The organism is Leclercia sp. GLN_9 (genome assembly GCF_043105735.1).
Lineage (GTDB): Bacteria > Pseudomonadota > Gammaproteobacteria > Enterobacterales > Enterobacteriaceae > Enterobacter > Enterobacter adecarboxylatus.
In genome coordinates this window covers 61,186-84,524 of record NZ_JBICLV010000004.1, presented here as the reverse complement: position 1 = coordinate 84,524, position 23,339 = coordinate 61,186, and the positions used below count along the sequence as shown (strand labels likewise).

At 58.4% G+C, this 23,339-nt stretch carries 24 protein-coding genes and 1 pseudogene; 11 read left to right on the top strand and 14 right to left on the bottom strand.

Features of this window, described 5'->3' with window-relative positions; genetic code table 11:
• Positions 1–13: 13 nt before the first annotated feature.
• A pseudogene (locus tag ACF8PE_RS00430) lies at positions 14–492 on the top strand (Hcp family type VI secretion system effector).
• A gap of 69 nt (positions 493–561) precedes the next feature.
• Here ACF8PE_RS00430 and ydeE read toward each other — a convergent pair.
• Positions 562–1,755 (bottom strand): efflux MFS transporter YdeE, encoded by a 1,194-nt coding sequence (gene ydeE, locus ACF8PE_RS00425; RefSeq protein WP_032618040.1) that lies wholly within the window; start codon positions 1,753–1,755, stop codon positions 562–564.
• 193 nt (positions 1,756–1,948) lie between these two features.
• Between ydeE and eamA the strand changes: the two genes are divergently transcribed.
• Positions 1,949–2,848, top strand: coding sequence for an O-acetylserine/cysteine exporter (eamA, locus tag ACF8PE_RS00420; RefSeq protein WP_059307981.1), 900 nt, complete (start codon positions 1,949–1,951; stop codon positions 2,846–2,848).
• A gap of 32 nt (positions 2,849–2,880) precedes the next feature.
• On the opposite strand, the gene marB is transcribed toward eamA, so the two are convergent.
• The 3 genes from marB to marR form a co-directional block, all read right to left on the bottom strand.
• Positions 2,881–3,096 carry a multiple antibiotic resistance protein MarB gene (gene marB, locus ACF8PE_RS00415; RefSeq protein WP_059307980.1) on the bottom strand — a complete coding sequence of 72 codons (216 nt, stop codon included), beginning with the start codon at positions 3,094–3,096 and terminating at the stop codon, positions 2,881–2,883.
• Between the two features lie 139 nt (positions 3,097–3,235).
• Positions 3,236–3,619: an MDR efflux pump AcrAB transcriptional activator MarA gene (gene marA, locus ACF8PE_RS00410; protein WP_072250842.1), complete on the bottom strand. Its 384-nt coding sequence runs from the start codon at positions 3,617–3,619 to the stop codon at positions 3,236–3,238.
• An 18-nt stretch (positions 3,620–3,637) separates the two neighbouring features.
• Complete coding sequence (gene marR, locus ACF8PE_RS00405) at positions 3,638–4,072, bottom strand: multiple antibiotic resistance transcriptional regulator MarR (protein WP_032618045.1); 435 nt, start codon at positions 4,070–4,072, stop codon at positions 3,638–3,640.
• Positions 4,073–4,328: 256 nt separating this feature from the next.
• Between marR and ACF8PE_RS00400 the strand changes: the two genes are divergently transcribed.
• Positions 4,329–4,994, top strand: a complete 666-nt coding sequence (locus ACF8PE_RS00400) for a MarC family NAAT transporter (protein ID WP_059307979.1) — start codon at positions 4,329–4,331, stop codon at positions 4,992–4,994.
• 39 nt (positions 4,995–5,033) lie between these two features.
• Here the strand turns inward: ACF8PE_RS00400 and ACF8PE_RS00395 are convergent, their stop codons facing one another.
• Positions 5,034–6,230 (bottom strand): sugar transporter, encoded by a 1,197-nt coding sequence (locus ACF8PE_RS00395; protein ID WP_103792414.1) that lies wholly within the window; start codon positions 6,228–6,230, stop codon positions 5,034–5,036.
• A gap of 177 nt (positions 6,231–6,407) precedes the next feature.
• On the opposite strand from ACF8PE_RS00395, the gene ACF8PE_RS00390 reads away from it, so the two are divergent.
• Positions 6,408–7,196 (top strand): PhzF family phenazine biosynthesis protein, encoded by a 789-nt coding sequence (locus ACF8PE_RS00390; protein ID WP_077227526.1) that lies wholly within the window; start codon positions 6,408–6,410, stop codon positions 7,194–7,196.
• Between the two features lie 17 nt (positions 7,197–7,213).
• Complete coding sequence (locus ACF8PE_RS00385) at positions 7,214–8,011, top strand: PhzF family phenazine biosynthesis protein (RefSeq protein WP_392494221.1); 798 nt, start codon at positions 7,214–7,216, stop codon at positions 8,009–8,011.
• On the opposite strand, the gene ACF8PE_RS00380 is transcribed toward ACF8PE_RS00385, so the two are convergent.
• The 7 genes from ACF8PE_RS00380 to ACF8PE_RS00350 all read right to left on the bottom strand — a co-directional run bounded on the left by ACF8PE_RS00380 (position 8,008) and on the right by ACF8PE_RS00350 (position 14,517).
• Positions 8,008–8,544 carry a DUF924 family protein gene (locus ACF8PE_RS00380; protein WP_130588888.1) on the bottom strand — a complete coding sequence of 179 codons (537 nt, stop codon included), beginning with the start codon at positions 8,542–8,544 and terminating at the stop codon, positions 8,008–8,010. The genes ACF8PE_RS00385 and ACF8PE_RS00380 overlap by 4 nt on opposite strands.
• Before the next feature lie 117 nt (positions 8,545–8,661).
• A complete protein-coding gene (locus ACF8PE_RS00375) occupies positions 8,662–9,339 on the bottom strand; it encodes an SDR family NAD(P)-dependent oxidoreductase (RefSeq protein ID WP_165717797.1) in 678 nt (225 codons plus the stop codon).
• Between the two features lies 1 nt (position 9,340).
• Positions 9,341–9,811: a YhcH/YjgK/YiaL family protein gene (locus ACF8PE_RS00370; protein ID WP_336994623.1), complete on the bottom strand. Its 471-nt coding sequence runs from the start codon at positions 9,809–9,811 to the stop codon at positions 9,341–9,343.
• Entirely contained in the window at positions 9,808–10,977 is a 1,170-nt protein-coding gene (locus ACF8PE_RS00365; RefSeq protein ID WP_392494218.1) for an exo-alpha-sialidase, read from the bottom strand. Before ACF8PE_RS00365 ends, ACF8PE_RS00370 begins: the two co-directional genes overlap by 4 nt.
• Before the next feature lies 1 nt (position 10,978).
• Positions 10,979–12,391, bottom strand: a complete 1,413-nt coding sequence (locus ACF8PE_RS00360) for a sodium:solute symporter family protein (RefSeq protein WP_392494216.1) — start codon at positions 12,389–12,391, stop codon at positions 10,979–10,981.
• Between the two features lie 78 nt (positions 12,392–12,469).
• Entirely contained in the window at positions 12,470–13,354 is an 885-nt protein-coding gene (locus tag ACF8PE_RS00355) for a dihydrodipicolinate synthase family protein (protein ID WP_165717800.1), read from the bottom strand.
• A 17-nt stretch (positions 13,355–13,371) separates the two neighbouring features.
• A complete protein-coding gene (locus ACF8PE_RS00350; protein ID WP_279869511.1) occupies positions 13,372–14,517 on the bottom strand; it encodes an iron-containing alcohol dehydrogenase in 1,146 nt (381 codons plus the stop codon).
• Between the two features lie 172 nt (positions 14,518–14,689).
• On the opposite strand from ACF8PE_RS00350, the gene ACF8PE_RS00345 reads away from it, so the two are divergent.
• Genes ACF8PE_RS00345 through ACF8PE_RS00335 form a run of 3 tightly spaced genes read left to right on the top strand, consistent with a single transcriptional unit; the run spans position 14,690 to position 17,652 of the window.
• Positions 14,690–15,910, top strand: coding sequence for a four-carbon acid sugar kinase family protein (locus tag ACF8PE_RS00345; RefSeq protein ID WP_392494214.1), 1,221 nt, complete (start codon positions 14,690–14,692; stop codon positions 15,908–15,910).
• Positions 15,903–16,889, top strand: a complete 987-nt coding sequence (locus ACF8PE_RS00340; protein WP_336654121.1) for a D-threonate 4-phosphate dehydrogenase — start codon at positions 15,903–15,905, stop codon at positions 16,887–16,889. Before ACF8PE_RS00345 ends, ACF8PE_RS00340 begins: the two co-directional genes overlap by 8 nt.
• Before the next feature lies 1 nt (position 16,890).
• Positions 16,891–17,652 (top strand): DeoR/GlpR family DNA-binding transcription regulator, encoded by a 762-nt coding sequence (locus ACF8PE_RS00335; RefSeq protein ID WP_077227534.1) that lies wholly within the window; start codon positions 16,891–16,893, stop codon positions 17,650–17,652.
• Between the two features lie 3 nt (positions 17,653–17,655).
• Here the strand turns inward: ACF8PE_RS00335 and ACF8PE_RS00330 are convergent, their stop codons facing one another.
• Positions 17,656–18,600: an L-lactate dehydrogenase gene (locus ACF8PE_RS00330; RefSeq protein WP_392494212.1), complete on the bottom strand. Its 945-nt coding sequence runs from the start codon at positions 18,598–18,600 to the stop codon at positions 17,656–17,658.
• Positions 18,601–18,750: 150 nt separating this feature from the next.
• Between ACF8PE_RS00330 and ACF8PE_RS00325 the strand changes: the two genes are divergently transcribed.
• A complete protein-coding gene (locus ACF8PE_RS00325; RefSeq protein ID WP_144837862.1) occupies positions 18,751–19,233 on the top strand; it encodes a GNAT family N-acetyltransferase in 483 nt (160 codons plus the stop codon).
• On the opposite strand, the gene ACF8PE_RS00320 is transcribed toward ACF8PE_RS00325, so the two are convergent.
• A complete protein-coding gene (locus tag ACF8PE_RS00320) occupies positions 19,187–20,065 on the bottom strand; it encodes a LysR family transcriptional regulator (RefSeq protein WP_144837864.1) in 879 nt (292 codons plus the stop codon). The two genes, ACF8PE_RS00325 and ACF8PE_RS00320, sit on opposite strands and share 47 nt — an antisense overlap.
• Positions 20,066–20,164: 99 nt before the next feature.
• Between ACF8PE_RS00320 and sad the strand changes: the two genes are divergently transcribed.
• Complete coding sequence (gene sad, locus ACF8PE_RS00315; RefSeq protein ID WP_392494209.1) at positions 20,165–21,547, top strand: succinate-semialdehyde dehydrogenase; 1,383 nt, start codon at positions 20,165–20,167, stop codon at positions 21,545–21,547.
• Between the two features lie 165 nt (positions 21,548–21,712).
• Positions 21,713–23,290, top strand: a complete 1,578-nt coding sequence (locus ACF8PE_RS00310; RefSeq protein WP_392494208.1) for a methyl-accepting chemotaxis protein — start codon at positions 21,713–21,715, stop codon at positions 23,288–23,290.
• Positions 23,291–23,339: the final 49 nt, after the last annotated feature.

The following is a 23,339-nucleotide window of genomic DNA, read 5'->3' as shown; positions in this document are numbered from 1 at the left end:
AGAGGATAAAAGTATGTCTAACCCAGCGCATTTATGGTTAGTGGATGAGAATGGTTCACCCATTGTAGGCTCCTGTGTTATGCCCGCCCGGCTTGGCTCTATCGAGTTGCGTTCAGTTAGCCACCATGTTTGGTTACCTACGGATCCTAATACGGGCAAACTGACGGCAACCAGACTTCATACGCCTTTAAAGATTCAAAAAGAGTTCGATAGAACCACGCCATTGCTGTTTCGAGCACTTTGCGAAGGCCGAATATTAAAAAAGCAACGCTGAAGATGTATCAAACCAACGATGCAGGGATTGAAGTGGAGTATTTCAATATTGTCATGCAGAACGTTAAAATTACTGCCATTGCACCAAATTTGCACCCTGGCGGAGTGACCAGCACACATCTTGAAGATATTGAATTACGTTATGAAACAATAATATGGAAGTATACTGAAGGTAATATTTTGTATGAAGATAGCTGGAACAATTATGTAATTGCGTAAAAAGATGAACATTCATCTTCTTTGCTTATCGGCAGTGCCCGGCAAGCTTAGCGCTGCCGGGCACTGCTTTCAGGCGACACGAGGTAATTCAACCCACGCCTTCACCCGCATGCCACGCAAAATCATCATCCACGCCAGCACAATGGCGACCATCATAATCACAAACAGTGACCAGTGCGGGAGATGGGTCAGGATCAGCCCGGTGATCATCGGGTTAAACGCCGCACCCAGCCAGCCGAGCGCCTGGGCGGAGAAGTAGCTGGCTTTCATTCCCGGCGGGGCGATGTTATCGATCAGCATATACTCGCCTGGCGCATAGATAATCTCACCGATGGTAAAGACCGCCGCGGCAAGCCCCCAGTAGATCAGATTCTCCCCGGAGACCATGAACCCGGCCAGGCCGAGGACGAAAAACAGGGTGCCCAGCGTCATGAGCGGACGGATGTTACGCGCCGACAGCTTGCGGCCAATGATGTACTGCAATGAAACCACCATAGCGGCATTGACCGGCAGCACCACGGCCACCACGTTCTGGGCAAAATCGCTGTCATAATCTGCCGCCAGCACATACTGAGAAATGCAGCTGGCGAACGAGCCGCCCACGTAGGAGGCCAGCAGCCCGGAAAGGGTATACCAGAACAGCGCCCGGTCGCGCAGCAGCACCGACGGCTGCCAGGGCACAGGCACATGTTCGCTATCGGCCGCCACGCCTTTCTGCACATAGCGTTGGATCAGTACCAGCGGCAGCGCGGCGCAGAAGGCCGCCACCCAGAACGGCAGCTGCAGGCTGTACATTACCAGCAGGGTGCTCAACGGCGGCCCGATGGTCCAGCCAATGTTGAGGAAACTGTAGTTTAGCGAGAAGACCCGGGCTTTTTCGGCCGGGTTCAGCACATCGGCGAACCAGGCTTTCAGCACCGTAGAGAAGATCGAATAGGCGCAGTTGATTAACGAGAAGGCCAGTACGACCAGCACAACGTTATCCACCAGCGGGATCGCCAGGAAGCCCAGCGCAACCGCCGTAATGGCGATCAGCATGTAGCGGTTTTTATCGAATTTATCCGCCAGGATGCCAAAACCCAGGCTGAAAACCACCCCGATAGTCAGCGCTACCGTCAGGGCATAACCGATATTCTCGACGCTCATGTTGTAGACGCGAGTGAGATAAATAGTCATAAACGGCAACGTGGCGCCGCGCCCAATGGTGAGTAACAACGACGACGCCAGCAGCGCTGCGGTTGAGCGCCTGAGTGATGGTTTCATTTTCCTGCCCGACAATTGCATGTAAAGTTTTTGTTATGTCTTATCAGGATTATCACGGCATAAGAGGCTTGTATACCTCCAAATTTATCCCTAAGTGCTTCGCCTGACTGCCAGAATTAATGATCTGTTCCTCGACGTTTTTTTTCGTTACCTTGAAGAGTGTTTACAAAAATTTAATAAACAGGGGCAGGTTATGACGCGCAAAGACGGGCTGCTGGCATTGCTGGTGGTGGTGGTTTGGGGGCTGAATTTTGTGGTGATCAAAGTCGGGTTGCACAACATGCCTCCACTGATGCTGGCCGGTTTACGCTTTCTGCTGGTGGCTTTCCCAGCGCTGTTCTTTGTTGCCCGGCCGAAAATTCCGTTTCGCCTGCTACTGGGCTATGGCCTGACCATCAGCTTCGGTCAGTTTGCCTTCCTGTTTTGCGCCATTAACTTCGGCATGCCCGCCGGTCTGGCCTCGCTGGTGCTGCAGGCTCAGGCGTTCTTTACCATCATTCTCGGGGCACTGGTGTTTGGCGAGCGTTTGCAGGGCAAACAGCTGGTGGGGATCGCCCTTGCCGTAGTGGGCGTGTTGGTGCTGGCGGAAGCCAGCCTCAACGGTCAGCACGTGGCGCTGCTGGGCTTTTTACTGACCCTGGCGGCGGCGTTCTGCTGGGCCAGCGGCAATATCTTCAACAAAAAGATCATGCAGCTTGAGACTCGTCCGGCAGTGATGTCGCTGGTGGTGTGGAGCGCCCTGATCCCGATTGTGCCCTTTATGGTGGCGTCGTATCTGCTGGATGGCCCCACGGTGATGTTGCACAGCCTGGTTACTCTCGACCTGACCACCATTTTGTCGCTGATCTATCTTGCCTTTGTCGCCACCATCGTCGGCTACGGCATCTGGGGTGCGCTGCTTGGGCGCTACGAAACCTGGCGCGTGGCACCGCTGTCGCTGTTAGTACCCGTGGTGGGGATCGCCAGTGCGGCGCTCTTGCTGGATGAAAAACTAGGGGCATTACAACTGGTGGGTGCGCTGCTGGTGATGGCCGGGCTATATATCAACGTCTTCGGCTTGCGCTTGCGTCGGGCGACGCGGGTCAGAGGCTAAAAAAAAGCCCCGCACGGGCGGGGCAAAACGTATCAGGCGCCCTGATTGTAATAAGGGACGCCTAACTCGTCGGATTTGTCGCTGCCTGCGCCCATATGGTTAAAGTCATGGGGCGACTGGCCGTTAGCCGTTGGCAGGATCATCGTGTCGCGGTTGTTCTGCTGCGGAACACGTGGAGTTTGCTCCGCAAAACTCTGGCCGGAGACCAGCACCAGGGCGGTGAGGGCGGCGGAAGCGAATAATTTCATAATTTCCTCGATACGTCTTAAAGCCTGTCCCACCAGGGTGTTTTATTTGCCATTTTGAACATGGGCAGTGCACTCCGGTTGTTGCGCGCTGTCCATGTTCAAATTGTTGCCAGGTGGGCCAGGCTCTTAATACAGGCGATTAGCAGTTACAGTGATTGATCGGAAGCAGATACCGGGATTCCCCGCGCATATTGGTGATGCGATATTTATGCGGTGGAACATCAAAGTAGTTCTTGAACGTGCGGGTCAGGGTCTGCTGCGATTCAAACCCGTAACGCTCAGCCAGATACAGGATCGGCTCGTTACTTTCTTTCAGTTTCTGCGCGATTTCCGTTAATTTGCGGCTGCGGATGTACTGGCCTAATGAGTGGCCGGTCTCTTTTTTGAACATCCGTTGCAGGTGCCATTTTGAGTAACCTGAACGCTCAGACACTTTCTCAAGCGAGAGCGGTGACTCCAGGTTATCTTCGATCCAGCCCAAAATGCTATGAATAGTGATGGCGTCAGTATTGCGTCTGGACATCGTCATACCTCTTTCTGTTTACGGCAGGATTTTCTTAAGCAAATGCTCAAGAGTTGCCACTTCATCCGCCGTTAAGTTTTTTGTTAGTTCCTGGTGCAGTTTTTGTCCTACTAATTGATGACATTGTTCACACATTTCCGCGCCGTCGCTGGTGAGTTGCACCAGTACGCCGCGTTTGTCATTCGGATTTGGGCGGCGTTCAATCCACCCCTTGCAGACCAGTCGATCCATCATTCGCGTCAGCGCGCCGAGGTCGACAGATAAGATTTTCTTCAGCTCAACCGGCGTAATACACACTTCGCAGCGCACAGAACAGAGCACTTTAAACTGGGTTGCGGTGATATCCAGCGGTGACAGATAGTCATTGAGCAGGCGGTCTTTCTTCTGGTTAACCATATAGATAAGCCGACCCAGCGGAATGATTTCGTTGAAGAGGTCACTGGTGCTTTTCACAATGGTTGCCCTGGCAAGTAGTTTAATCACGGCAGATATTATTGCTCAGGCAACTATAAGTCAACTGAATGCATTTGCTTATGACACGATTTGCTAAAACGATTCATATCAAAGTTTCACCCAGGTTTGTTGCGTCGTATAACGGGCATGAATTGATTTCGGTGCGTAAATATTACTTACGCGGTGAGCATGGAGGTTAGGGTGGTTTTAACCCTATACTTGCCGGGTTACATTTTGCTAAGGACGAATCCATAACATGGTTGATTTACTTCGAGCAATTGGGCTTGGGCTGGTGGTGTTGCTGCCGCTGGCAAACCCGTTAACCACCGTTGCGCTTTTCCTGGGCCTTGCGGGCGACATGAATCGCGAACAGCGTAATCAACAGTCGCTTATGGCCTCCGTTTATGTCTTCGCGATCATGATGGTGGCCTATTACGCCGGACAGCTGGTGATGAACACCTTCGGGATTTCCATTCCTGGTCTGCGTATCGCCGGGGGACTGATCGTGGCGTTTATCGGTTTCAGAATGCTGTTCCCGGCACCGAAATCGCCAGATGCTGCTGATATGCAGGATGCACTGGACGATAAACACAGCAAACCGGCCCCGAACATCGCCTTCGTACCGCTTGCGATGCCCAGTACCGCTGGGCCGGGTACGATTGCGATGATCATCAGCTCCGCCTCGACGGTGCGCAGTGGCACTGACTTCCCGGACTGGGTGGTGATGATTGCGCCGCCGCTGATTTTCGCCCTCATCGGCGTGATCCTGTGGGGCTGTCTGCGTAGCTCGGGCGCGATTATGCGCTGGGTGGGCACGGACGGTATCGAAGCGATCTCCCGTCTGATGGGCTTCCTGCTGGTCTGCATGGGCGTGCAGTTTATTATCAACGGCGTGCTGGAAATTATTCAAAACTACCACTGATTCCCGGGCCGGGTGGCGCTCTGCCACCCGGTCACCGCATTAGCCGTGCTGCGGCTGCTCTTCCAGGGCGACGGGCCACTTCCTGAAGATCAATACTGACCAGATCAACGCCGCCAGCGCCGGGATGGCCCCCAGATAGCCGATCGACGCCATCGACAGATGCAGGATCACCTGATTGCCCACCAGCGCACCTGCGCCAATCCCCAGATTGAAAATCCCGGAGAAGAGGGCCATCGCCACGTCCGTGGCATCCGGTGCCAGCGCCAGCACTTTCACCTGCATCCCAAGGCCGATAATCATGATCGCCACACCCCAGACGATACTCAGTAGCGCGAGATGGGTTTCGCTACCGGCGGCGGGCAACAGCAGGAGCAGGCATCCCAGCAGCAGGCCAATGGCACTGCTCACCAGCAGCGAGGCGTGACGGTTGCCGAGCTTGCCAAACAGCAGGCTGCCGATAATGCCCGCGCCGCCCAGCAGCAACAGCAATACCGTGGCAAAGCTCGCGCTGAATCCGGCTACGGTCTGCACAAACGGCTCGATGTAGCTGTAGGCGGTGTAGTGGGCAGTGACCACCACAACCGTCAGCAGGTAAAGGCTCATCAGCGCCGGACGGCGCATCAGCAGCGGCAGGCTTTTCAGCGAGCCAGAGTGTTCGCTCGGCAGTTTCGGTAACAGCTTAATCAGGCACAGCAGGGTGAACAGCGCCCCAAGGCCAATAATGAAAAAGGTGGTACGCCAGCCGAAAAGCTGCCCGACGATACGGCCCAGCGGCAGCCCGAGCACCATCGCCAGCGCCGTACCGGTGGCCAGCAGACTCAACGCCTGGGCGCGCTTGCCGGCCGGAGCCAGGCGGATCGCCAGCGAGGCTGTAATCGACCAGAAAATGGCGTGCGCAAAGGCAATGCCGATCCGGCTAATCACCAGCACCGTAAAGTTCCATGCCAGGAACGACAGGACATGGCTGGCGATAAAGAGCACGAACAGCCCGATCAACAGTTTGCGTCGCTCCACCTGGCTGGTGAGCAACATAAACGGCAAGGAGAGCGACGCCACCACCCAGGCATAGATGGTGAGCATGATCCCCACCTGCGCGGTTTCCATGCCGAAGCTGCTGGCGATATCTGAGAGCAGGCCAACGGGGACAAATTCAGTGGTATTGAAGATAAACGCGGCAATCGCGAGCGTAACCACCCGTAGCCACGCGACCCTGCGGGAAACTGTGTTGGTTGTCATTGAGATGTCCGGGAGGGATTGAGGTAAATAAAGAGCGGACGATCATAAATCCATCGCTGGCGGAATTACAAACGTTTTGTGACGCAGATCTCAATATGGCCGATGGATTAATACTGGTGAAATGCCTGTTTTTCCATGAATATAGAACGCAACATTATGTTAACAGTGGACAAAAGGATGCAGGAGATTGCGTTTTATCTGGTTGATGCCTTCAGCGACGCCGCGTTTAGCGGTAACCCGGCCGCGGTTTGCCCTTTGCCTGCGTGGCTACCGGACGAAACGCTGCTCAGGATGACTCAGCAACACAACCAGTCGGAAACGGCCTTTTTCGTGCGCGATAAAGCGGGCATTGAACTGCGCTGGTTTACAACCCAGGGTGAGGTCAACCTCTGTGGCCACGCAACGCTTGCGACCGCCTGGGTCCTGTTTAACGAGATGGGATACCCCGATCCCCATATTCATTTTGAGACGGCCTCCGGCAGGCTTACCGTTACCCGTGACGGCGACTGGTTAACCCTCGATTTTCCGGCATGTCCCACCGAGCCGCAAACGCCCCCGCCAGAGATGCTGAGGGCGCTGGGGATCCAGACCTATGTCGAGGCTCGCAAGGGGCGTGCCTGGCTGCTGGTGCTGGAAAATCGCCAGCAGGTTGAGGCGGTAAAACCGGATATCAACGCCATGACGCCCGGCGAGCACAAAGTGTCGATTACCGCCCGCGGCGAGGGGGAGTACGACTTCGTCAGCCGCTTTTTCTCCCCGGGCGTAGCGTTATGGGAGGATCCGGTCACCGGCTCGGCGCACACGATGCTTATTCCTTACTGGAGCGAAAAGCTGGCTAAAACTTCGCTCTTCGCCCGGCAGGTCTCGGCGCGTGGCGGGGAGCTACGTTGTGAACTGAAAGGCGACCGGGTACGCATGAGCGGCAGGGCATCGCTGTATATGAAAGGTCATCTGTTTTTACGCTAACAATAAGGGTTAACCCAATGAAAGAAATTGCATTTTATCTGGTCGATGCCTTTAGCGACCGCGCGTTTGGTGGGAATCCTGCTGCCGTCTGTCCTCTCGAAGAATGGTTGCCGGATGACGTACTGTTAAAGATGGCGCAGCAGCACAATCAGTCCGAAACGGCGTTTTTCGTGCGCACCGACACCGGGTTCGAACTGCGCTGGTTTACCACCCAGTACGAAATTAACCTGTGCGGGCACGCCACGCTTGCCAGCGCACATGTGATTTTTGAGTATCTGGACTATCCACATACCGAGATTGTTTTCTCCACCCGGTTCGTGGGCGATCTGAAGGTGACCCGCAGCGGCGACTGGCTGACGCTTAACTTCCCGGCATGGGGCTGCGAGGCAGTGGAAAACCCTCCTGCATTGCTGTTCAGCACCCTCGGGATTAGCGGGGCGCAGGAGGTGCGGGCAGGGCGGGACTATATGGTGGTGCTGGAAAACCAGCAGCAGGTCGAGGCATTAACCCCCAACATCGACGCGATGATGCCGCTGGGGAAAATGGTCTGCGTGACCGCGCCAGGGGATGAGCATGATTTTGTCAGCCGCTTTTTCTGCCCGGGTGAAGGGGTTGCGGAAGATCCGGTTACCGGTTCGGCGCACAGTATGTTGATCCCCTACTGGAGCGAAAAGCTGGGCAAAACGGCGTTGCAGGCGCGGCAGGTCTCTCCCCGCGGCGGCGAGCTGCGCTGTGAGCTGAAAGGCGACCGGGTATTGATTGGCGGCCAGGCGGCGCTCTATCTGAAGGGGACTGTCTACCTGCGCAGTCATTAAAAGCCTTTGTTGTGCTTCAGCCACTCCACCTCGTCGGGGGTGGAGTCTCTCCCCAGCAGGCTGTTACGGTGCGGGTAGCGGCCAAAGCGTTCGATTATCGCCCGGTGTTTAATTTCCGCATTCAGAAAGCCCGGCTCGTTCAGGGCGGTGAACAGCCGCTCTGCCTCCTGATGAATCACCCGCGACTCCGCATGCATCATCGGCATCAGCGAGACCCCTTTTTCGTTGCTGTTAAGGTCATTCCACATCGGTTGATACACTAACTCCTGGGAGAGGATCAGCGCCATGCCATCCTGCTGCCAGGCGCGTGCGTCGTTGCGGTTCAGGTTGCGCGAGAGTTGATCGAGCAACACGATCTCCGCCAGCCGTCCTTGCGGCCTGTCCCGCCAGTGAAACAGCTCCCCCTGGCAGGCGGCCTGCCACAAGGGATAGAAACGATGTTTGCACTGGGCGTCGAAATCATCATTGCGGGAAAACCAGAGGGGGCGATGCTGGTCGTGAAACCAGAATTCAAGCAGAGGCATGTATTCCATGGCGGGTTCCGGCGTTAGGTTAGGGTGATTAAACCCTGGCAAGGTAAAGGCAAAACGGCAACCCGAATAGTCGGCCGGGTAAGGCGTGACCACCCCCCGGCAAACAGACCGCACTCGTTACCCCAGCGACGCCCCTCCGCACAGCACCAGCTCCTGCCCGGTGATGGGCGCGGCCTCGGCGCTGAGCAGATAGCTCACCATCGCCGCCACCTCTTCCGGGGCGATGAGCCTCCCCATTGGCGGCACTTTTGGTGGTGAGGTTTCCCGCCCCGGCGCATTCAGCATCGGGGTCTGCGTCGCCCCAGGGGCCACCACATTGGCGGTGATCCCACGCGGCGCCAGTTCGGCGGCCCAGCTTCGCACCATGCCCACCAGCGCGGCTTTAGTGGCGACATACTGCGAACGACCGGCGGCACCCCGTGAAGTACGGCTGCCGATAGCAACCAACCGGCCACCTGCAACCATGTGCGGGGCAAAGTGGTTAAACAGGATTTCGGCCGCGTGAATATGCAGCCCCCAAAGACGGCCACTGACCGCCGGATCCAGCTCGCCGAGCGGGGCGGCGGCCATCATTCCGGCGGCATGGACGATGGCCTGCGGCACCGGCAGGGTATCAAGTGCTGCGCTAAACGTGACGCTGTCACTTAAATCGACCCGCAGGCTGGTGAAGCTTGGATGCCCGCAGTCCATTCCACGTCGGCTTAAGCCCGTCACCTGCCAGCCCTCAGCCAGCAGACGGGTGACGATGGCTTCGCCAATGCCTGAACTGGCTCCGGTGACTATCGCATGACGCATATCACACCTCCAGCAGGGCGTGCGGCACCTTGAACACCGCCTTGCGCACGGTCATGGGTGCCTCCACCGCACAGAGCGCCTGATGCGGCTCGCCGGGCAGAAACACCGCGAAATCGCCGCTGCGCAAGGTCATGCTGACCGGATGCACAACCCCTGGCGCGATCCACAGATCCGGCTTGCGCTCTTCATCACCCGTCCGGGCGACAGACTGCATTCCCGCCCGGATTGTCTCCTCGCCGGTCAGTACCACCTGAATATCAGCATAGAAGGCGTGATATTCCGTATGACGCTCGGCCTGGGGCTGAGTCTGTGCCGGGCCAATATGGCAGAACCACGGGCAGCCTTGCGGCTGCCAGCGTCCATCATCCCGGGCGGCGAGTGCCGCCAGAGAGCAGTCGGCCCGTTCGAGGATCTGCCGCAGTGCCGGGGGAAGCCCGGCCAGCGGCAGGGCATTAAGATGGCCGATAATCACTGTTGCGACTCCTTCACCCATTCCGGCGACACGCGCACATATTTGATTGCCTGGCGGAAGTAGGTATAGGCAATATGCAGCGCCCCGTCGGCACCCTGTTTGATGCTCGGATAGGAAAACTCACGGTTGAGTTTCTCCAGCGAGTTGTTGGTCATGCAATAGCCGTCACCCTCATCGAGGTTGCGCTGCCAGGCCCAGCTTTTGCCGCCGTCGGCAGAGATCGCCACCGTCATTGGCGCGCGCGGTGCCCCCCAGAACGCGGCGCGACCGTGGGTCACTTCCGGCTCTTTACCCCCGTCACCGTCGTCAATCTCGTCATACAGCGAGGCGCGGCGCTCCAGGGCACCCGCCGCACTCATGTGGTTGAACACCAGCGCCAGCTCGCCGCTGGCAAGGGTCGTGACCTGAATCGACGAGTTATTGTTCGGCAAATCCGTTGGCTCCGGCACTGACCAGCTTTCGCCGTGGTCCAGCGACTGGCTGATATAGATATTGTCAGCCCAGCGGCTGCGGAAGAGCGCCACCAGATGGCCGTTCTTCAGGGCGGTGATGTTCATGTGCACGCAGCCCAGGCTCTCGGGTACCTCGACGTCGCGCCAGCTTTTACCCTGATCCTGCGAAATTTTCACCGCGCTGATGTCGTCGTTGCCCACCCATTTTTCGCCTGGCTGGGTGCGGCAATAGAAGACCGGCAGCAGCCAGTTGCCGTTCTCCAGCACCACGATGGGCTGGCGAATAAAGGTGCCGGGTTTATCCAGCAGGGTGGTAATTTCGCCCCAGCTTTGACCCAGATCCTGCGACTGACGGCAGCGCACGATGGCGGTATCCTGGTTGCCGGAAAGCTGGGCCGTCCACAGCAGCCACAGCACGTTGTTCGGGGCGAGGAACAGCACCGGGTTCTGCTCCGAGCGGCTGGCGTCGTCCGACAGCTTCACCGCCTCGCTCCACTGGTGACTGCCAGGGGCCAGACGTGACCCCCAGACCGAAATATCAGCGATCCCTTCCTGGGTGCCGCCAAACCAGACGCACATCAGGGTGCCATCCGGCAGCGGCAGCAGGTTCGCGGCGTGATTCTGCGGGCAGGAAGAGGGCAACATTGCCGTTTCCACGCGGGCATCCTGCGGCTGCGGGCGAACAATCCCGTCACGGGTTACGGTTACAGACATATCAGACTCCATTATGTTGAACAGGGGCAGGCACTTTGCGATCCGCTTTATTCGGGATCAGACGGTCGAGGACCATAATCACCGCCGGGGTGATCAGCGCGATATACATATTGTTGATACCAAACGGGTCGCCCAGCAGATACCAGAGCGATGTTACTACGCAGGCTCCAATCAGACCGGCATTTGCCCCGCGGGTGCTCTTAAAGAACGGCGCATAGAAGGCAATCACAGCCACCACGGTAATCGACAGACGAATGGCGCGGGTGAAGAAGGAGAGCTTCAGCACCTCCGGCACCAGCAGGACGAAAATCAGCGGCAGGAAGCCAATCAGCAGCGACATCCAGCGGGTGGCTTTAAACTCCTGCTCCGGGGTGGGGTTGCGGTAGGGCACGTAGAAATCTTTCACCACCAGCGAGGCGATAGCCAGCGCCACGGTACTTACGCTCACAAAAATCGATGCTACAAGTGACGTTGTCACTAAACCGGCCAGCCAGGGGTTCATGTCCTGCAGGAAGATCGGCATGGCGTACAGGCTGTCGATCTCCGGGTGCAGATACTTCGCCGCCACGCCAATCACCGCGATGGCCAGCGCAATGGGCAGGCAGAAGAAGAAGGCGACCCAGGTGGAGCGTTTGGCGGACTTCACATCTTTGGTGGACGAAATCGCCTGAATCACGAACTGGGTACAGAAGATGGAGCCGATGGTGCCAATCAGCCAGGCAAAGATAGTACTGGCACCGATGTTGCCATCCCAGGTCCAGTAGTAAGCGGGCATCTGCTCAATCATCGGCGCAAAGCCGCCTGTTTTCGAGAGCGCGAAGCCCATGATAATCAGAATACCGAAGTACTTCAGGGCGCTGTGCAGCAGGGTCACCCAGGCCACGCCTTTCATACCGCCAAAGGCGAAGTAGAAGGTACTGACAATCGCGGTAATAAAGGCGGCCACCGGCAGATTGACTTTCAACACGGTGGAGATGGCCGCCGCGCCTGACACATAGTTCCCGACGTTCACCAGCAGCAGGGCGTAAATCATGATGATCGAGATAATGTTTTTGGTGCTGGTGCCGTACTTCTCGGCAATCGCCCCGGAGATGGTGATTTTGCCGGTACTGTAGATGCGTTTCACCAGCAGCAGGCCAAACAGGGGAAAGCCAATGGCCGCGCCAATGACCGACCAGGAGGCGGCAAAGCCGTCCTCAAACGCCGCCTGGGCGGTACCAATGGTGGATTTTGCGCCGATGTATTCAGACATCAGCAGGATCCCGACGATAAACGCCGGCATCGCCCGGGAGCCTTCCATGAAGTCGCCGGAGTTTTTACTGCGCAACCGGAAGGTCAGCCAGGTGGTAAACAGGATGTAGACAATCACAATGCCTACGATGATCAGGGTATCTTCAGCGGTAAAATTGTTCATCTTTGCCTCTCATCAGGGCGTAGGAACCCTGGGCACCCAGCGGTACCCGGTATTCTTATGGACGAAATCAAACGCCGGTTACTGCAGTGACTTCGTCACTATCTGGCGGATCTGTTCAGTCTGTTGCGCATCGAAAGCCACCGCGTAGCGGCTTTCACCCACCTCTTCGCCCATCACCTGCAGCGCTTTTTTCACCGCCGCCGGGGAGAAGGCAATTTTATATAAACTGGTGCGCAGGTCAGTGACGCTCTCCTGCGCCTGTCGCGAACCCTCAACATCACCCGCGCGAAAACGGGTCCAGATAGCGTTGATTGCCTCCGGGGCCACGTTCGCCAGCCCGGAGATACAGGCGGAGCAGCCCTCGACAAAGCCCTGATGGATCAGGGAGTCCGGGCCGTTTAACACGTCGAACCCGTCAATGCCCTGCGCGGCCTGCAGGAAACCGCTCAGGCTGTCATAGCTGCCTGCGCTGTCTTTAATACCGATGATGTTCGGATGCGAAGCCAGCACGCGGGCGGTGTGCGGTTCGATGGTGTTGCCAGTACGCGCCGGAATGTTGTAAAGGAAAACCGGCACCGTCAGGGCATCGGCAATGGCGGTATAGTGGCTAATCAGCTCCGCCTGGGTGAGGGGCACAAACCACGGGGTGATCACCGAAACCGCATCGACCCCCAGCGTCTCGACCTGCTTACCGAGCCGGATGGTGGCGCGGGTAGAGATCTCCCCGATATGCGCCACCACGGGCGCACGGCCTGCGACCTCTTCCACACAGGTGCGGGCGACGGCCACTTTTTCCTCTTCGGTCAGCACAAAGAATTCACCGTTGGTCCCGCCGCAGAAAATACCGTTCCCCGCCGCCAGCTGGCGCTGGATCTGGCGTTTCAGTCCCGGCAGATGCAGGGCACCCTCCTCAGTAAAAGGGGTGACGATCGCCGTCAGCACGCCTTCAATCTTGTTACGCATGTCTCACTCCTTCGATGTTAAATTTCGGGGAACAGGGTCTGGTAAATGCCCTGCACCTCGGCGTGGCTGACCTGACGCGGGGCGTTGTTCATCAGGCGTTTTACGTTCAGCGCGGCATCGCTCAACGACGCGATGTCACTGCGCGGAACGCCCAGCGTTTCGAGGTTGTCCGGTAAGTTCAGGCGGCGCACCAGGGCGGCAAACCAGTCCACCAGCGCGTGGGATTTTTCTTCCGCCGACAGGGTGGTATCGGCACCTGGCACCAGATCCCACACCTGCGCAAATTTTTCCACAGCATCCGGGCGCACCACGCGCATGCAGGGCGCTAACAGAATGGCGTTCGCCACCCCGTGCGGCAGGTGGTATTTGCCCCCCAGCGGATAGGACAGGGCATGCACCAGATGCGTCCCCGCGTGGGCAATCGCCACGCCGCCGTAGTACGAGGCCCACAGCATCTCCAGCTTCGCCGCCAGGTTATGCGGCTCGGCGCAGGCGGTTTCGATATTGTTCAGCAGCTTGCGCAGGCCAATCAGCGCCGCGTTATCGCTCACCGGATTCGCCACGGTGGCGGTAAAGCACTCGATCAGGTGGCACAGGGCGTCGATCCCGGTGGAGGAGGCGATGTGCGGCGGCATGCTGGTGGTGAGTTCCGGTAACAGCGCCACGTAATCCGGCAGCAGTACCGGGGAGATAATGCCGATTTTGGTGTTCTGCTCAGGAATGGCGAGGATCGCATTTGGCGTGGCTTCGGAGCCGGTGCCTGCGCTGGCCGGGATCAGCAGCGAGGCGAGGCGCTCGTTCGGTTTTTCTCCTGCCAGCAGGGCGTCCAGCCCCGGAGACGCGGGATGGCACAGCACCGAGAGCAGCTTCGCCACATCCAGTACGCTGCCGCCGCCGACGCCCACCACCAGGTCAAAGGCGGTGTCATTAATTTCTGCGAGCAGGGCATGAACATCATGATGGGTCGGCTCCGGCGGCACGTTGTCAATCACGCTGACGCTGCGGTTGTCGTTTTCCAGCAGGGCGCGGATGGCGCGGGCGGCGTCCAGACGGGCGATATTGCCGTCGGTGACCAGTAGAAGGCGCGTTTTGCCTGTCAGCAGGGGCGCGATGGCCGGGATCGCACCTGCACCGCTGATAATCGTACTGTTAATGGTTAACACTTTGCTCTCCTGTTGCTGTGTCTGTGATTGATTTCGCTCAACTCAGGCAATCACAGTTATCGTGTGTCTAAATTTATAATTTATTCGCAAACTGAATAACTTGATCTTGCTCACATATAATCAATCATGATTGAATATAATCATTAACAGGAAAGGCTAACCCGGAGCGGGGATGAAAGAGAACAACCTGAACAGAGAAGTGGTGGTGATCGCCGATGACTTTACCGGCGCTAACGATGCGGGCGTCAGCCTGGCGTTAAGCGGCAAAAAAGTCAGCGTGGCGTTTCAGACCCCCTTCACCGGCGACACCGATGCGCTGGTTATTAATAGCGACAGTCGGGCACTTCGGGCATCAGAGGCCGCTGAAAAGCTGACGCGCTACGCTGCCGAGATTGACGCCGCAACATGGCTGGTGAAGAAAATCGACTCCACCCTGCGGGGGAATCCAGGAGCAGAAATTGAGGCGCTGCTGCGCATCAGCGGTCAGCGCCAGGCGATCATCGCCCCGGCATTTCCGGCGGCAGGGCGCACCACGCAAAACGGCGTCTGCCTGGTAAAGGGCGTGCCGGTCACTGAAACCGAATTCGCCAGCGATCCGAAAACCCCGGTGCGTCATGCCTACATCGCGGCGGTACTGGCGGAGCAAACCCGCCTTAACAGCCTGGTGGTCAGCCCGGCGCAGCTGGCGGCGGCCCTTCAGAGTGATGCGCAACTGGTGATTGTCGATGCGCAGAGTGACGACGAGCTGGATCAGATTATCAATGCGGCATTTGCCTGCAACGAACGCCCCCTGCTGGTGGGGTCGGCAGGGCTGTGCGATGCCCTGGCGCGGCGACTGGCCAGGCCGCGCCAGCTGCTGGCGGTGATCGGTTCGATGAGTGAAATTGCTCAGCAGCAGATCCAGCAGGTGCGCAGCCAACACAACGTCAGCACGGTAGTGATTGATATTAATGATGTGTTCAGCGACGCGCGGGCGGGTTATCAGCAGCAGATCGTTACGGCCCTGGCGGCGGGGCAGCACTGCGTGGTGCATACCTGCGCTGATACCCAGGCCCGGCATCAAATTGACACCCTCTGTCAGCAGCGTGGCTTAAGCCGCGCTGCGCTGGGGGAGACCATCAGCGCGTTTCTCGGGGAGTTAACACGGCAGGTGCTGGAGAACACATCCCCGGCGGCACTGTATGTCTCCGGTGGCGACGTGGCAATGGCAGTCGCCAGCGCCCTCAACGCGCAAGGTTTTGCCATTCGCGGACAAGTGGCGCAGTGCGTGCCGTTTGGTCGGTTTTTGGGTTGTCGCTGGCAGGGGCCAGTCATGACCAAAGCAGGCGGTTTTGGTACTGAATCCACGCTGCTTGAGGTTTTGCATTTTATCGAGGAGAAGATGAGTGACTAATATCATTGCTGTAACCATGGGCGACCCGGCGGGCATTGGCCCGGAGATCATTATCAAATCCCTGACCGAAGGCGAGCTGTCTGGCGCGCCTCTGGTCGTGGTCGGCTGTGCCAGAACCCTGCAACGGGTGCTGGAGAAAGGCATTACCGCCCCGGCGGAGTTACGCGTGATTAGCCGCGTCAGCGAGGCCCGGTTCAGCCCGGCCATCATCAACGTGCTGGATGAGCCGCTGGCGGACCCGGAGGCGTTACAGCCTGGCGTGGTGCAGGCCCAGGCCGGGGATCTGGCCTACCGCTGTGTGCGTCGTGCTACCGAGCTGGCAATGGCAGGCGAGGTGAAAGCCATTGCCACCGCTCCGCTCAATAAAGAGGCGCTGCATCTGGCGGGCCATCACTATCCGGGCCATACCGAACTGCTGGCGCACCTCACCGACAGCCAAGATTACGCGATGGTGCTTTATACCGACCAGCTGAAGGTAATTCACATCACCACTCACATCGCGTTGCGCAAATTCCTTGATACTCTCAGCCAGGATCGGGTAAAAACCGTGATTGGCATTGCAGACACCTTCCTTAAGCGCGTGGGATATAAGAACCCGCGTATCGCCGTGGCCGGGGTGAACCCGCACGCCGGGGAGAACGGTCTGTTTGGCGACGAAGAGATCAAGATTGTCGGTCCGGCGGTAGAGGCGATGAAGGCGAAGGGACTGAATGTATCAGGGCCGTGCCCACCGGACACGGTGTTTATGCAGTGCCACGAAGGGATGTACGACATGGTGGTGGCGATGTACCACGATCAGGGTCATATCCCGTTAAAACTCCTGGGTTTTTACGACGGTGTGAACATCACCGCCGGGCTGCCGTTTATCCGTACTTCTGCCGACCATGGCACCGCATTCGACATTGCGTGGACAGGTAAAGCGAAGTCTGAGAGCATGACGGTTTCTATCCAGTTAGCGATGCAAATCACACGGGAATAATATGAAGGGATATAGCCGGTTAGAACAGATAATGAACTACCTGAAAGGGCACAACCTGGTGACGGTGGATCAGCTGGTGGCGGCAACGGATGCCTCGCCCGCGACCATTCGCCGGGATCTGATTAAGCTCGATCAGGAAGGGGTCATCAGCCGCACCCACGGTGGCGTGACCCTGAACCGGTTCATCCCTTCGCAGCCCACCACCAGCGAAAAAATGCAGCGCAGCCTGGCGGAGAAACACGCCATCGCCTGCGCGGCAGCCGCGTTTGTTAAAGCGGGTGACGCCGTGGTGCTCGATGCGGGCACCACCATGATTGAGCTTGCGCGCCAGCTTACCCATCTGCCGCTGCGCGTGATCACCAGCGATCTGCATATTGCCCTGTTTTTGTCAGAGTTTAAGCAGATCGAGGTGACGATCATTGGCGGGCGTATCGACGACTCCAGCCAGTCCTGCATTGGCGAGCATGGTCGCCGCCTGTTGCAGAACGTCTGGCCGGATATCGCCTTTGTCAGCTGTAACGGCTGGGATCTGGAACGCGGCATTACGTCGCCGACCGAAGAGAAAGCCGCCCTGAAGCGGGATTTGATTGCCAACGCCCGACGCCGGGTCCTGCTGGCCGACAGCTCGAAATATGGCGCCTGGTCGCTGTTTAACGTCACCCACCTCAACACCCTGACCGATATCGTGACCGACAAACGTCTGGACGAGGGGGTGCAACAGACCCTGAGCCAGCTTGATGCCACGCTGACCTTAGCGCCATAAGGCTCAGGGCAGGCGAGCGATATTGGCTTTGATCACATCCGCCGAATGGCGGAATTTTTGCAGTTCGTCATCTGCCAGCTTTAGCTCGGTAATCTGCTGGACGCCGCTCTGGGCCAGCACCGCAGGCACCCCGATCGCCACGCCGTCCACCCCGTACTCGCCCTCCAGCACGCAGGAGATCGCCAGCGCCCGGTGGCTGCCGGTGAAGATGTTGCGGCAGATTTCAGCGATGGTCGCGGCGATACCGTATTCCGTACAGCCCTTGCGGGCGTAGATCTCAAAGCCCTGCTTACGCACCCGCTCCGCCAGTTCATCAAAATCCAGCGTTTGGCCGGTGTGGCGTTGATAAACGTCGGCAATCGGCGAGCCGTATACCGCCGAATGCGACCAGACCGGAAACTGGGTGTCTCCATGTTCGCCCAGAATAAAGGCGTCGATGCTTTGCGCGCCGATATCCAGCGCCTGCGCCAGGGTGCGCCGCAGCCGGGTGGTATCCAGCCAGACGCCGGTGCCAATCACCTGATGACGCGGCAGGCCGGAAAGCTGCCACACCTGCCAGGTAATGATGTCGCACGGGTTAGTCGCAATCAGGAAAATGCCGTTGAAACCGCCCGCCATCATTTCCGGCACAATGCTTTTCACAATGCTGGCAGTGGCGGTCAACTCATCCAGCCGCGTCTGCCCCGGTTTGAGGGCGCCGCCGGAGACGGTGATCACCGCGATATCCACATCAGCACAGTCGCTTGCCTCGCGGGTGGAGATGGTCATCATGCCGGGCATATAGGCCGCGGCATCCGACAGATCCCAGGCGTGGCCTTCACTGCGCGGCTGGTTGATATCCACCAGCAGCAGCTCTTCGCAGATATTCTGGTTCAGCAGGGCATAGGCGGCCGAGGTGCCGACGTTTCCGGCCCCGATAATCATCACTTTGCGGGCTTTGGTATTCATTGTATTTCCTGAGATTTCACCGTGACTGCGCTCAAACTTACGCCGCAGCCGCAGGGGGTGCAATGGCTGGCGGCAGCTATAAGTTAAAAATATGCCTGTTCGCCCGCCGCCTGGCGCTATGGTGGAGAAAAACGACAAAAGGAGCCTGCTATGTATTCGATTACCTCAGAATCGCCCGCCCATCCCGATATCATCGCCCTGATTGCTGAACTCGACCGTTATCAGAGCGCGCTCTATCCGGCGGAAAGCAATCACCTGCTGGATCTGACTGGGCTCCCCGCGCACACCCTGATCATGATGGTGATCCGCGATCGCCAGCTTAACGCCGTCGGCTGCGGGGCCGTGGTGCTGAACGCTGACGGCAGCGGGGAGATGAAACGTGTCTATATTGACCCGGCTCATCGCGGGCAGCGGCTCGGCGAAAAACTGCTGGCGGCGCTGGAAGATGAAGCCTTCAGCCGCAGCTGTCATACCCTGCGCCTGGAGACCGGCATCAGCCAGCCTGCGGCGGTGCGGCTATATGAACGCTGCGGATATCAGACCTGCGCGGCATTTTCTCCCTACGTGGAAGATCCCCTGAGCCTGTTTATGGAGAAACCGCTGGTGGCTGATCTTCGTTTAGCAGCGCTATAAAGGCCTCCAGCTGGCGGGTCATCGCCCCCCGACGCCACACCAGCCAGGTGGTGAGCCAGCGCCAGTTTTCGGCCAGCGGCCAGGCTTCCACCTGTTGATGGCCGGGCATACTTTCCAGCATCGAGCGCGGCATCAGCGCAATTCCGGCCCCGGCGATCACGCAGGCCAGCATGCCGTGATAAGACTCCATCTCATGAATGCGCCCCGGCGTGGCGCGATCCGCATGAAACCAGCTCTCGAAGTGGCGGCGATAGGAGCAGTTGGCGCGAAAGGCATAGATATCGCGTCCGCTGACGTCCGTTGCCCGCTCTACCTTCGGATGCCCGGCCGGAACGACCAATATCATCTCTTCCCGATAAACCGGCATCCCTTCAAGCTCCGGGTGGTTTAACGGCCCGTCAACGAAGGCGGCACTTAAGGTGCCTTCCTGTACGCCGTCGATCATCGTCCCTGAAGGGCCGGTTGCCAGCGCAAACTGGATCCGCGGATAGCGCTGGTTAAAGCGCGCCAGCGAGGCCGGGATGCGTACTGCCGCGGTGCTCTCCAGCGACCCGAGGGTGAACAGCCCCTGGGGTTCATCGCCCGCCACTACCATGCGGGCTTCATCCACAAGGGCGAGGATTTGCCGGCTATAGCGCAAAAAATTGTGCCCTGCGGGGGAGAGGCGCAGCCGCTGGTTCTCGCGGATAAACAGCTCCACGCCGAGGTCGGCCTCCAGCTGTTTGATGCGGGTAGTGAGGTTGGAGGGCACGCGATGCACCTTCTGCGCGGCCTGGGTGATGCTGCCGGTCTGGGCGACGGCGTTAAACATTTCCAGCTGGGTCAGATCCATATCGTTCTCATATCGTGAATAAGGTGGTCACTATTATTCAGTTTTAAGAAATAGCAGAGTGGGCCACACTGAAGCAACTGTTATTACACGGAGCCGATCATGACTACACCTTCAGCCACCCCTGCCTTGTCCATCAACCCGGCTAACGGTGAAACCCTGGCCGTCTGGCCGTGGGCGACCGACAGCGAGATTGAACTTGCCCTCACACAGACCGACGCCGCGTTTCGCCAGTGGCGCAACGTGCCGGTGGCAGCGCGGGCGCAAAAACTGCGTGATCTCGGTGCTGCGCTGCGCAACCGTGGCGAAGAGATGGCGCAGATGATCGCCCGGGAGATGGGTAAACCCATCGCCCAGGCGCGCGGGGAGGTGGCGAAATCTGCCGGTCTCTGCGACTGGTATGCCGAACATGGCCCGGCAATGTTGAATACCGAGGCGACGCAGGTAACGGACGCGGTGATTGAGTATCGTCCTCTGGGGCCGGTGCTGGCGGTGATGCCGTGGAACTTCCCGCTGTGGCAGGTGCTGCGTGGCGCGGTACCCATCATCCTGGCAGGCAACAGCTATCTGCTGAAACACGCCCCGAACGTGCTGGGGGCTGCCAACCTGATTGAGGCAATTTTTAACGACGCGCAATTCCCGCAGGGCGTATTTAGCCAACTGAATGCCACCAACGACGGGGTGAGCCAGATGATTGCCGATCCGCGTATTGCGGCGGTGACCGTCACGGGCAGCCTGCGCGCCGGGGCGGCGATTGGCGCTCAGGCCGGCGCTGCGCTGAAAAAATGCGTGCTCGAACTGGGCGGTTCCGATCCCTTTATCGTGCTTAACGACGCCGATCTGGATCTGGCGGTGAAAGCGGCGGTAACCGGGCGCTATCAGAACACCGGGCAGGTCTGCGCGGCGGCAAAACGCTTTATCGTCGAAGCGGGAATCGCTGACGAATTCACCCGTCGTTTTGTTGACGCCACCGCGGCGCTGAAAATGGGTGCGCCCGACAATGAGGAAAATTATCTTGGCCCGATGGCGCGTTTCGATCTGCGTGATGAGCTGCATCAGCAGGTGCAGGCCACGCTTGCAGAAGGTGCCACTCTGCTGCTGGGCGGGGAGAAGATCGCCGGGGCAGGTAACTACTATGCCGCCACGGTGCTGGGTAACGTCACCCCGACGATGACGGCGTTTCGTCAGGAGCTGTTTGGCCCGGTTGCCGCCATCACCGTGGCAACCGATGCCGATCATGCCCTGCAGCTTGCCAACGACAGCGACTTTGGGCTGTCAGCCACCGTCTTTACCGCGAATACCGCGATGGCGGAACGCTTTGCCCGCCAGCTTGAGTGCGGCGGGGTGTTTATCAACGGCTACAGCGCCAGCGATGCCCGCGTGGCCTTTGGCGGGGTGAAAAAGAGCGGCTTTGGCCGGGAGCTGTCCCACTTTGGCCTGCATGAGTTTTGTAATGTGCAGACGGTATGGAAAGACCGGGTGTGATTGATTACCCGCGGGTTCGCCGGGTGACGCTGCGCCTGGACTGACCCACAGGCTCATGCGCAGCGCCGCCGGGCGTTCCGCCCCGCTGTCATTATTCTGAAATAGTTCTGTCATTTTCACTGCGTAGACTCGCCCACGTCTAAGGCATTGTTAATGAATGACATTATGAACTTAACTAAAATTATTCGCCGCTTTACTCCCCGTCAGTTTGGTTTGCTGGCGGGGATTTTCTGCATCATCGGGCTATTTTCCGCCCTGCAAATTTCCTCTTCTGTTTTACTTTCCGTCTCGCTGCGCGATGCCCAGCACAATGAACAGCGCAATCAGATGGCGTACATGCAGCAGGCGAAGGTCGATCAAGCGCGGATCTCGCTGCTGGCGGCGAGCGATCTGCTTAACCGCGCAGGTGTTTACTTTATGCAGGATAAAGAGACCGGTTCGGACGGAAGCTGGCACAGCCTGATGGATGAGGCGCAGCAGGCGTTACGTGACTCTCAACAGGCCTGGCAGGCGTGGCAGGCGATGCAGCCGCCGCGGGATGAGGCGCTGCTCAACAGCTATCAACTGTTCTTTGATGCCATCCGCGAACAGGCTGACGGGCTGGTTAACAGCCAGTCGATTGACGCCTTCTTCGCCGTACCCGCCCAGGCTTTTCAGGCAGATTTTAATGACAACTATGCCCGCTACCAGCAGGCAAGCGCCCAGCGTGTCGCCGAAGGGCGTCAATCGCTGACGGCCAGCCTCTCCAGCCTGCAATTCCTGTTCTTACTGGCGCCGGTGGTTCTGCTGGCGATCGCGGTGGCGGTGTGGTTTGCCATGTCTCGCTGGGTGATTGTGCCGCTGCGCCGCCTTATCGCCCATATTAATCTGCTGGCGGCGGGGGATCTCTCCTCGCCGCCGCCGGGCGTTAAGCGGTTTAACCGCGAAATGGCGCAGCTTGGTGACAGTGTTGATACCCTGCAACAGGGCCTGCAGCAGCTGGTGACCCAGGTGAGCGAGGCGACTACCTCAATGGTGAGCAATATCGGCTCGCTGGCGCAGGGGAATCAGAAGCTGTATCACCAGTCTGCACGGCAGGCGCATGAGCTGAAAGAAGTCACCGCGCACATTGCCGACCTTGAAACCCACGTTGAGGGCAACAGCGGCTATGCCAGACTGGCCAGTTCGCGGGCAGATGAGGCGCGGGCGATGGCGGCAGGCGGCGATCGGATGATGGAGACGGTAAACGCCTCGATGGCGGCGATTGTGGAGCGTTCTGCCGAAATGCGCGGCATTGTGGCGATCATTGATAACGTGGCGTTTCAGACCAATATTCTGGCGCTGAACGCCGCCATCGAAGCGGCACATGCCGGGAATCAGGGACGCGGCTTTGCCGTGGTGGCGCGGGAAGTGGGCCTGCTGGCGCGCAAAAGCAGCCACTCGACGCAAACCATCCAGCAGCTGATTAATCACTCGTTGCAGGGCATCGAAGATGGCTCGAAAGCGGTGACCCGGCTGGAGGATAACCTGCAGCAGGTCATCGGCCTGGTGGGCAATCTGTGCAGTTTACTCAATGAGATCTCCGTCGCCACGCTCAGCCAGGGCGATAGCATTCATCGTATGACCGGCCAGCTACAGGCCCTGAACCAGGTGGCGCACCAGACCGATGAACTGGTAAACACAGCATCCGTGGCCTCCCAACGGCTGCATGATGAGTCCGGCCTTCTGCTACAGGCGGTATCGCGGTTCCGACTTCCTGCCTGACGTCATCCATAAGCCTCTGATATACTCGCAGGCCATTTTTGGCCTGTGA

Bases quoted from the DNA above. Each gene is read 5' to 3' on its own strand.
- ACF8PE_RS00310 (WP_392494208.1), top strand. From the start codon at position 21,713: ATGAACTTAACTAAAATTATTCGCCGCTTTACTCCCCGTCAGTTTGGT.
- ACF8PE_RS00400 (WP_059307979.1), top strand. From the start codon at position 4,329: ATGGTTGATTTACTTCGAGCAATTGGGCTTGGGCTGGTGGTGTTGCTG.
- ACF8PE_RS00335 (WP_077227534.1), top strand. From the start codon at position 16,891: ATGAAGGGATATAGCCGGTTAGAACAGATAATGAACTACCTGAAAGGG.
- ACF8PE_RS00345 (WP_392494214.1), top strand. From the start codon at position 14,690: ATGAAAGAGAACAACCTGAACAGAGAAGTGGTGGTGATCGCCGATGAC.
- ACF8PE_RS00355 (WP_165717800.1), bottom strand. From the start codon at position 13,354: ATGCGTAACAAGATTGAAGGCGTGCTGACGGCGATCGTCACCCCTTTT.
- eamA (WP_059307981.1), top strand. From the start codon at position 1,949: ATGACGCGCAAAGACGGGCTGCTGGCATTGCTGGTGGTGGTGGTTTGG.
- ACF8PE_RS00325 (WP_144837862.1), top strand. From the start codon at position 18,751: ATGTATTCGATTACCTCAGAATCGCCCGCCCATCCCGATATCATCGCC.
- marB (WP_059307980.1), bottom strand. From the start codon at position 3,096: ATGAAATTATTCGCTTCCGCCGCCCTCACCGCCCTGGTGCTGGTCTCC.
- ACF8PE_RS00390 (WP_077227526.1), top strand. From the start codon at position 6,408: ATGCAGGAGATTGCGTTTTATCTGGTTGATGCCTTCAGCGACGCCGCG.
- ACF8PE_RS00330 (WP_392494212.1), bottom strand. From the start codon at position 18,600: ATGAATACCAAAGCCCGCAAAGTGATGATTATCGGGGCCGGAAACGTC.
- ACF8PE_RS00320 (WP_144837864.1), bottom strand. From the start codon at position 20,065: ATGGATCTGACCCAGCTGGAAATGTTTAACGCCGTCGCCCAGACCGGC.
- ACF8PE_RS00365 (WP_392494218.1), bottom strand. From the start codon at position 10,977: ATGTCTGTAACCGTAACCCGTGACGGGATTGTTCGCCCGCAGCCGCAG.
- ACF8PE_RS00395 (WP_103792414.1), bottom strand. From the start codon at position 6,230: ATGACAACCAACACAGTTTCCCGCAGGGTCGCGTGGCTACGGGTGGTT.
- marA (WP_072250842.1), bottom strand. From the start codon at position 3,619: ATGTCCAGACGCAATACTGACGCCATCACTATTCATAGCATTTTGGGC.
- ydeE (WP_032618040.1), bottom strand. From the start codon at position 1,755: ATGAAACCATCACTCAGGCGCTCAACCGCAGCGCTGCTGGCGTCGTCG.
- ACF8PE_RS00375 (WP_165717797.1), bottom strand. From the start codon at position 9,339: ATGCGTCATGCGATAGTCACCGGAGCCAGTTCAGGCATTGGCGAAGCC.
- ACF8PE_RS00360 (WP_392494216.1), bottom strand. From the start codon at position 12,391: ATGAACAATTTTACCGCTGAAGATACCCTGATCATCGTAGGCATTGTG.
- sad (WP_392494209.1), top strand. From the start codon at position 20,165: ATGACTACACCTTCAGCCACCCCTGCCTTGTCCATCAACCCGGCTAAC.
- ACF8PE_RS00385 (WP_392494221.1), top strand. From the start codon at position 7,214: ATGAAAGAAATTGCATTTTATCTGGTCGATGCCTTTAGCGACCGCGCG.
- ACF8PE_RS00380 (WP_130588888.1), bottom strand. From the start codon at position 8,544: ATGGAATACATGCCTCTGCTTGAATTCTGGTTTCACGACCAGCATCGC.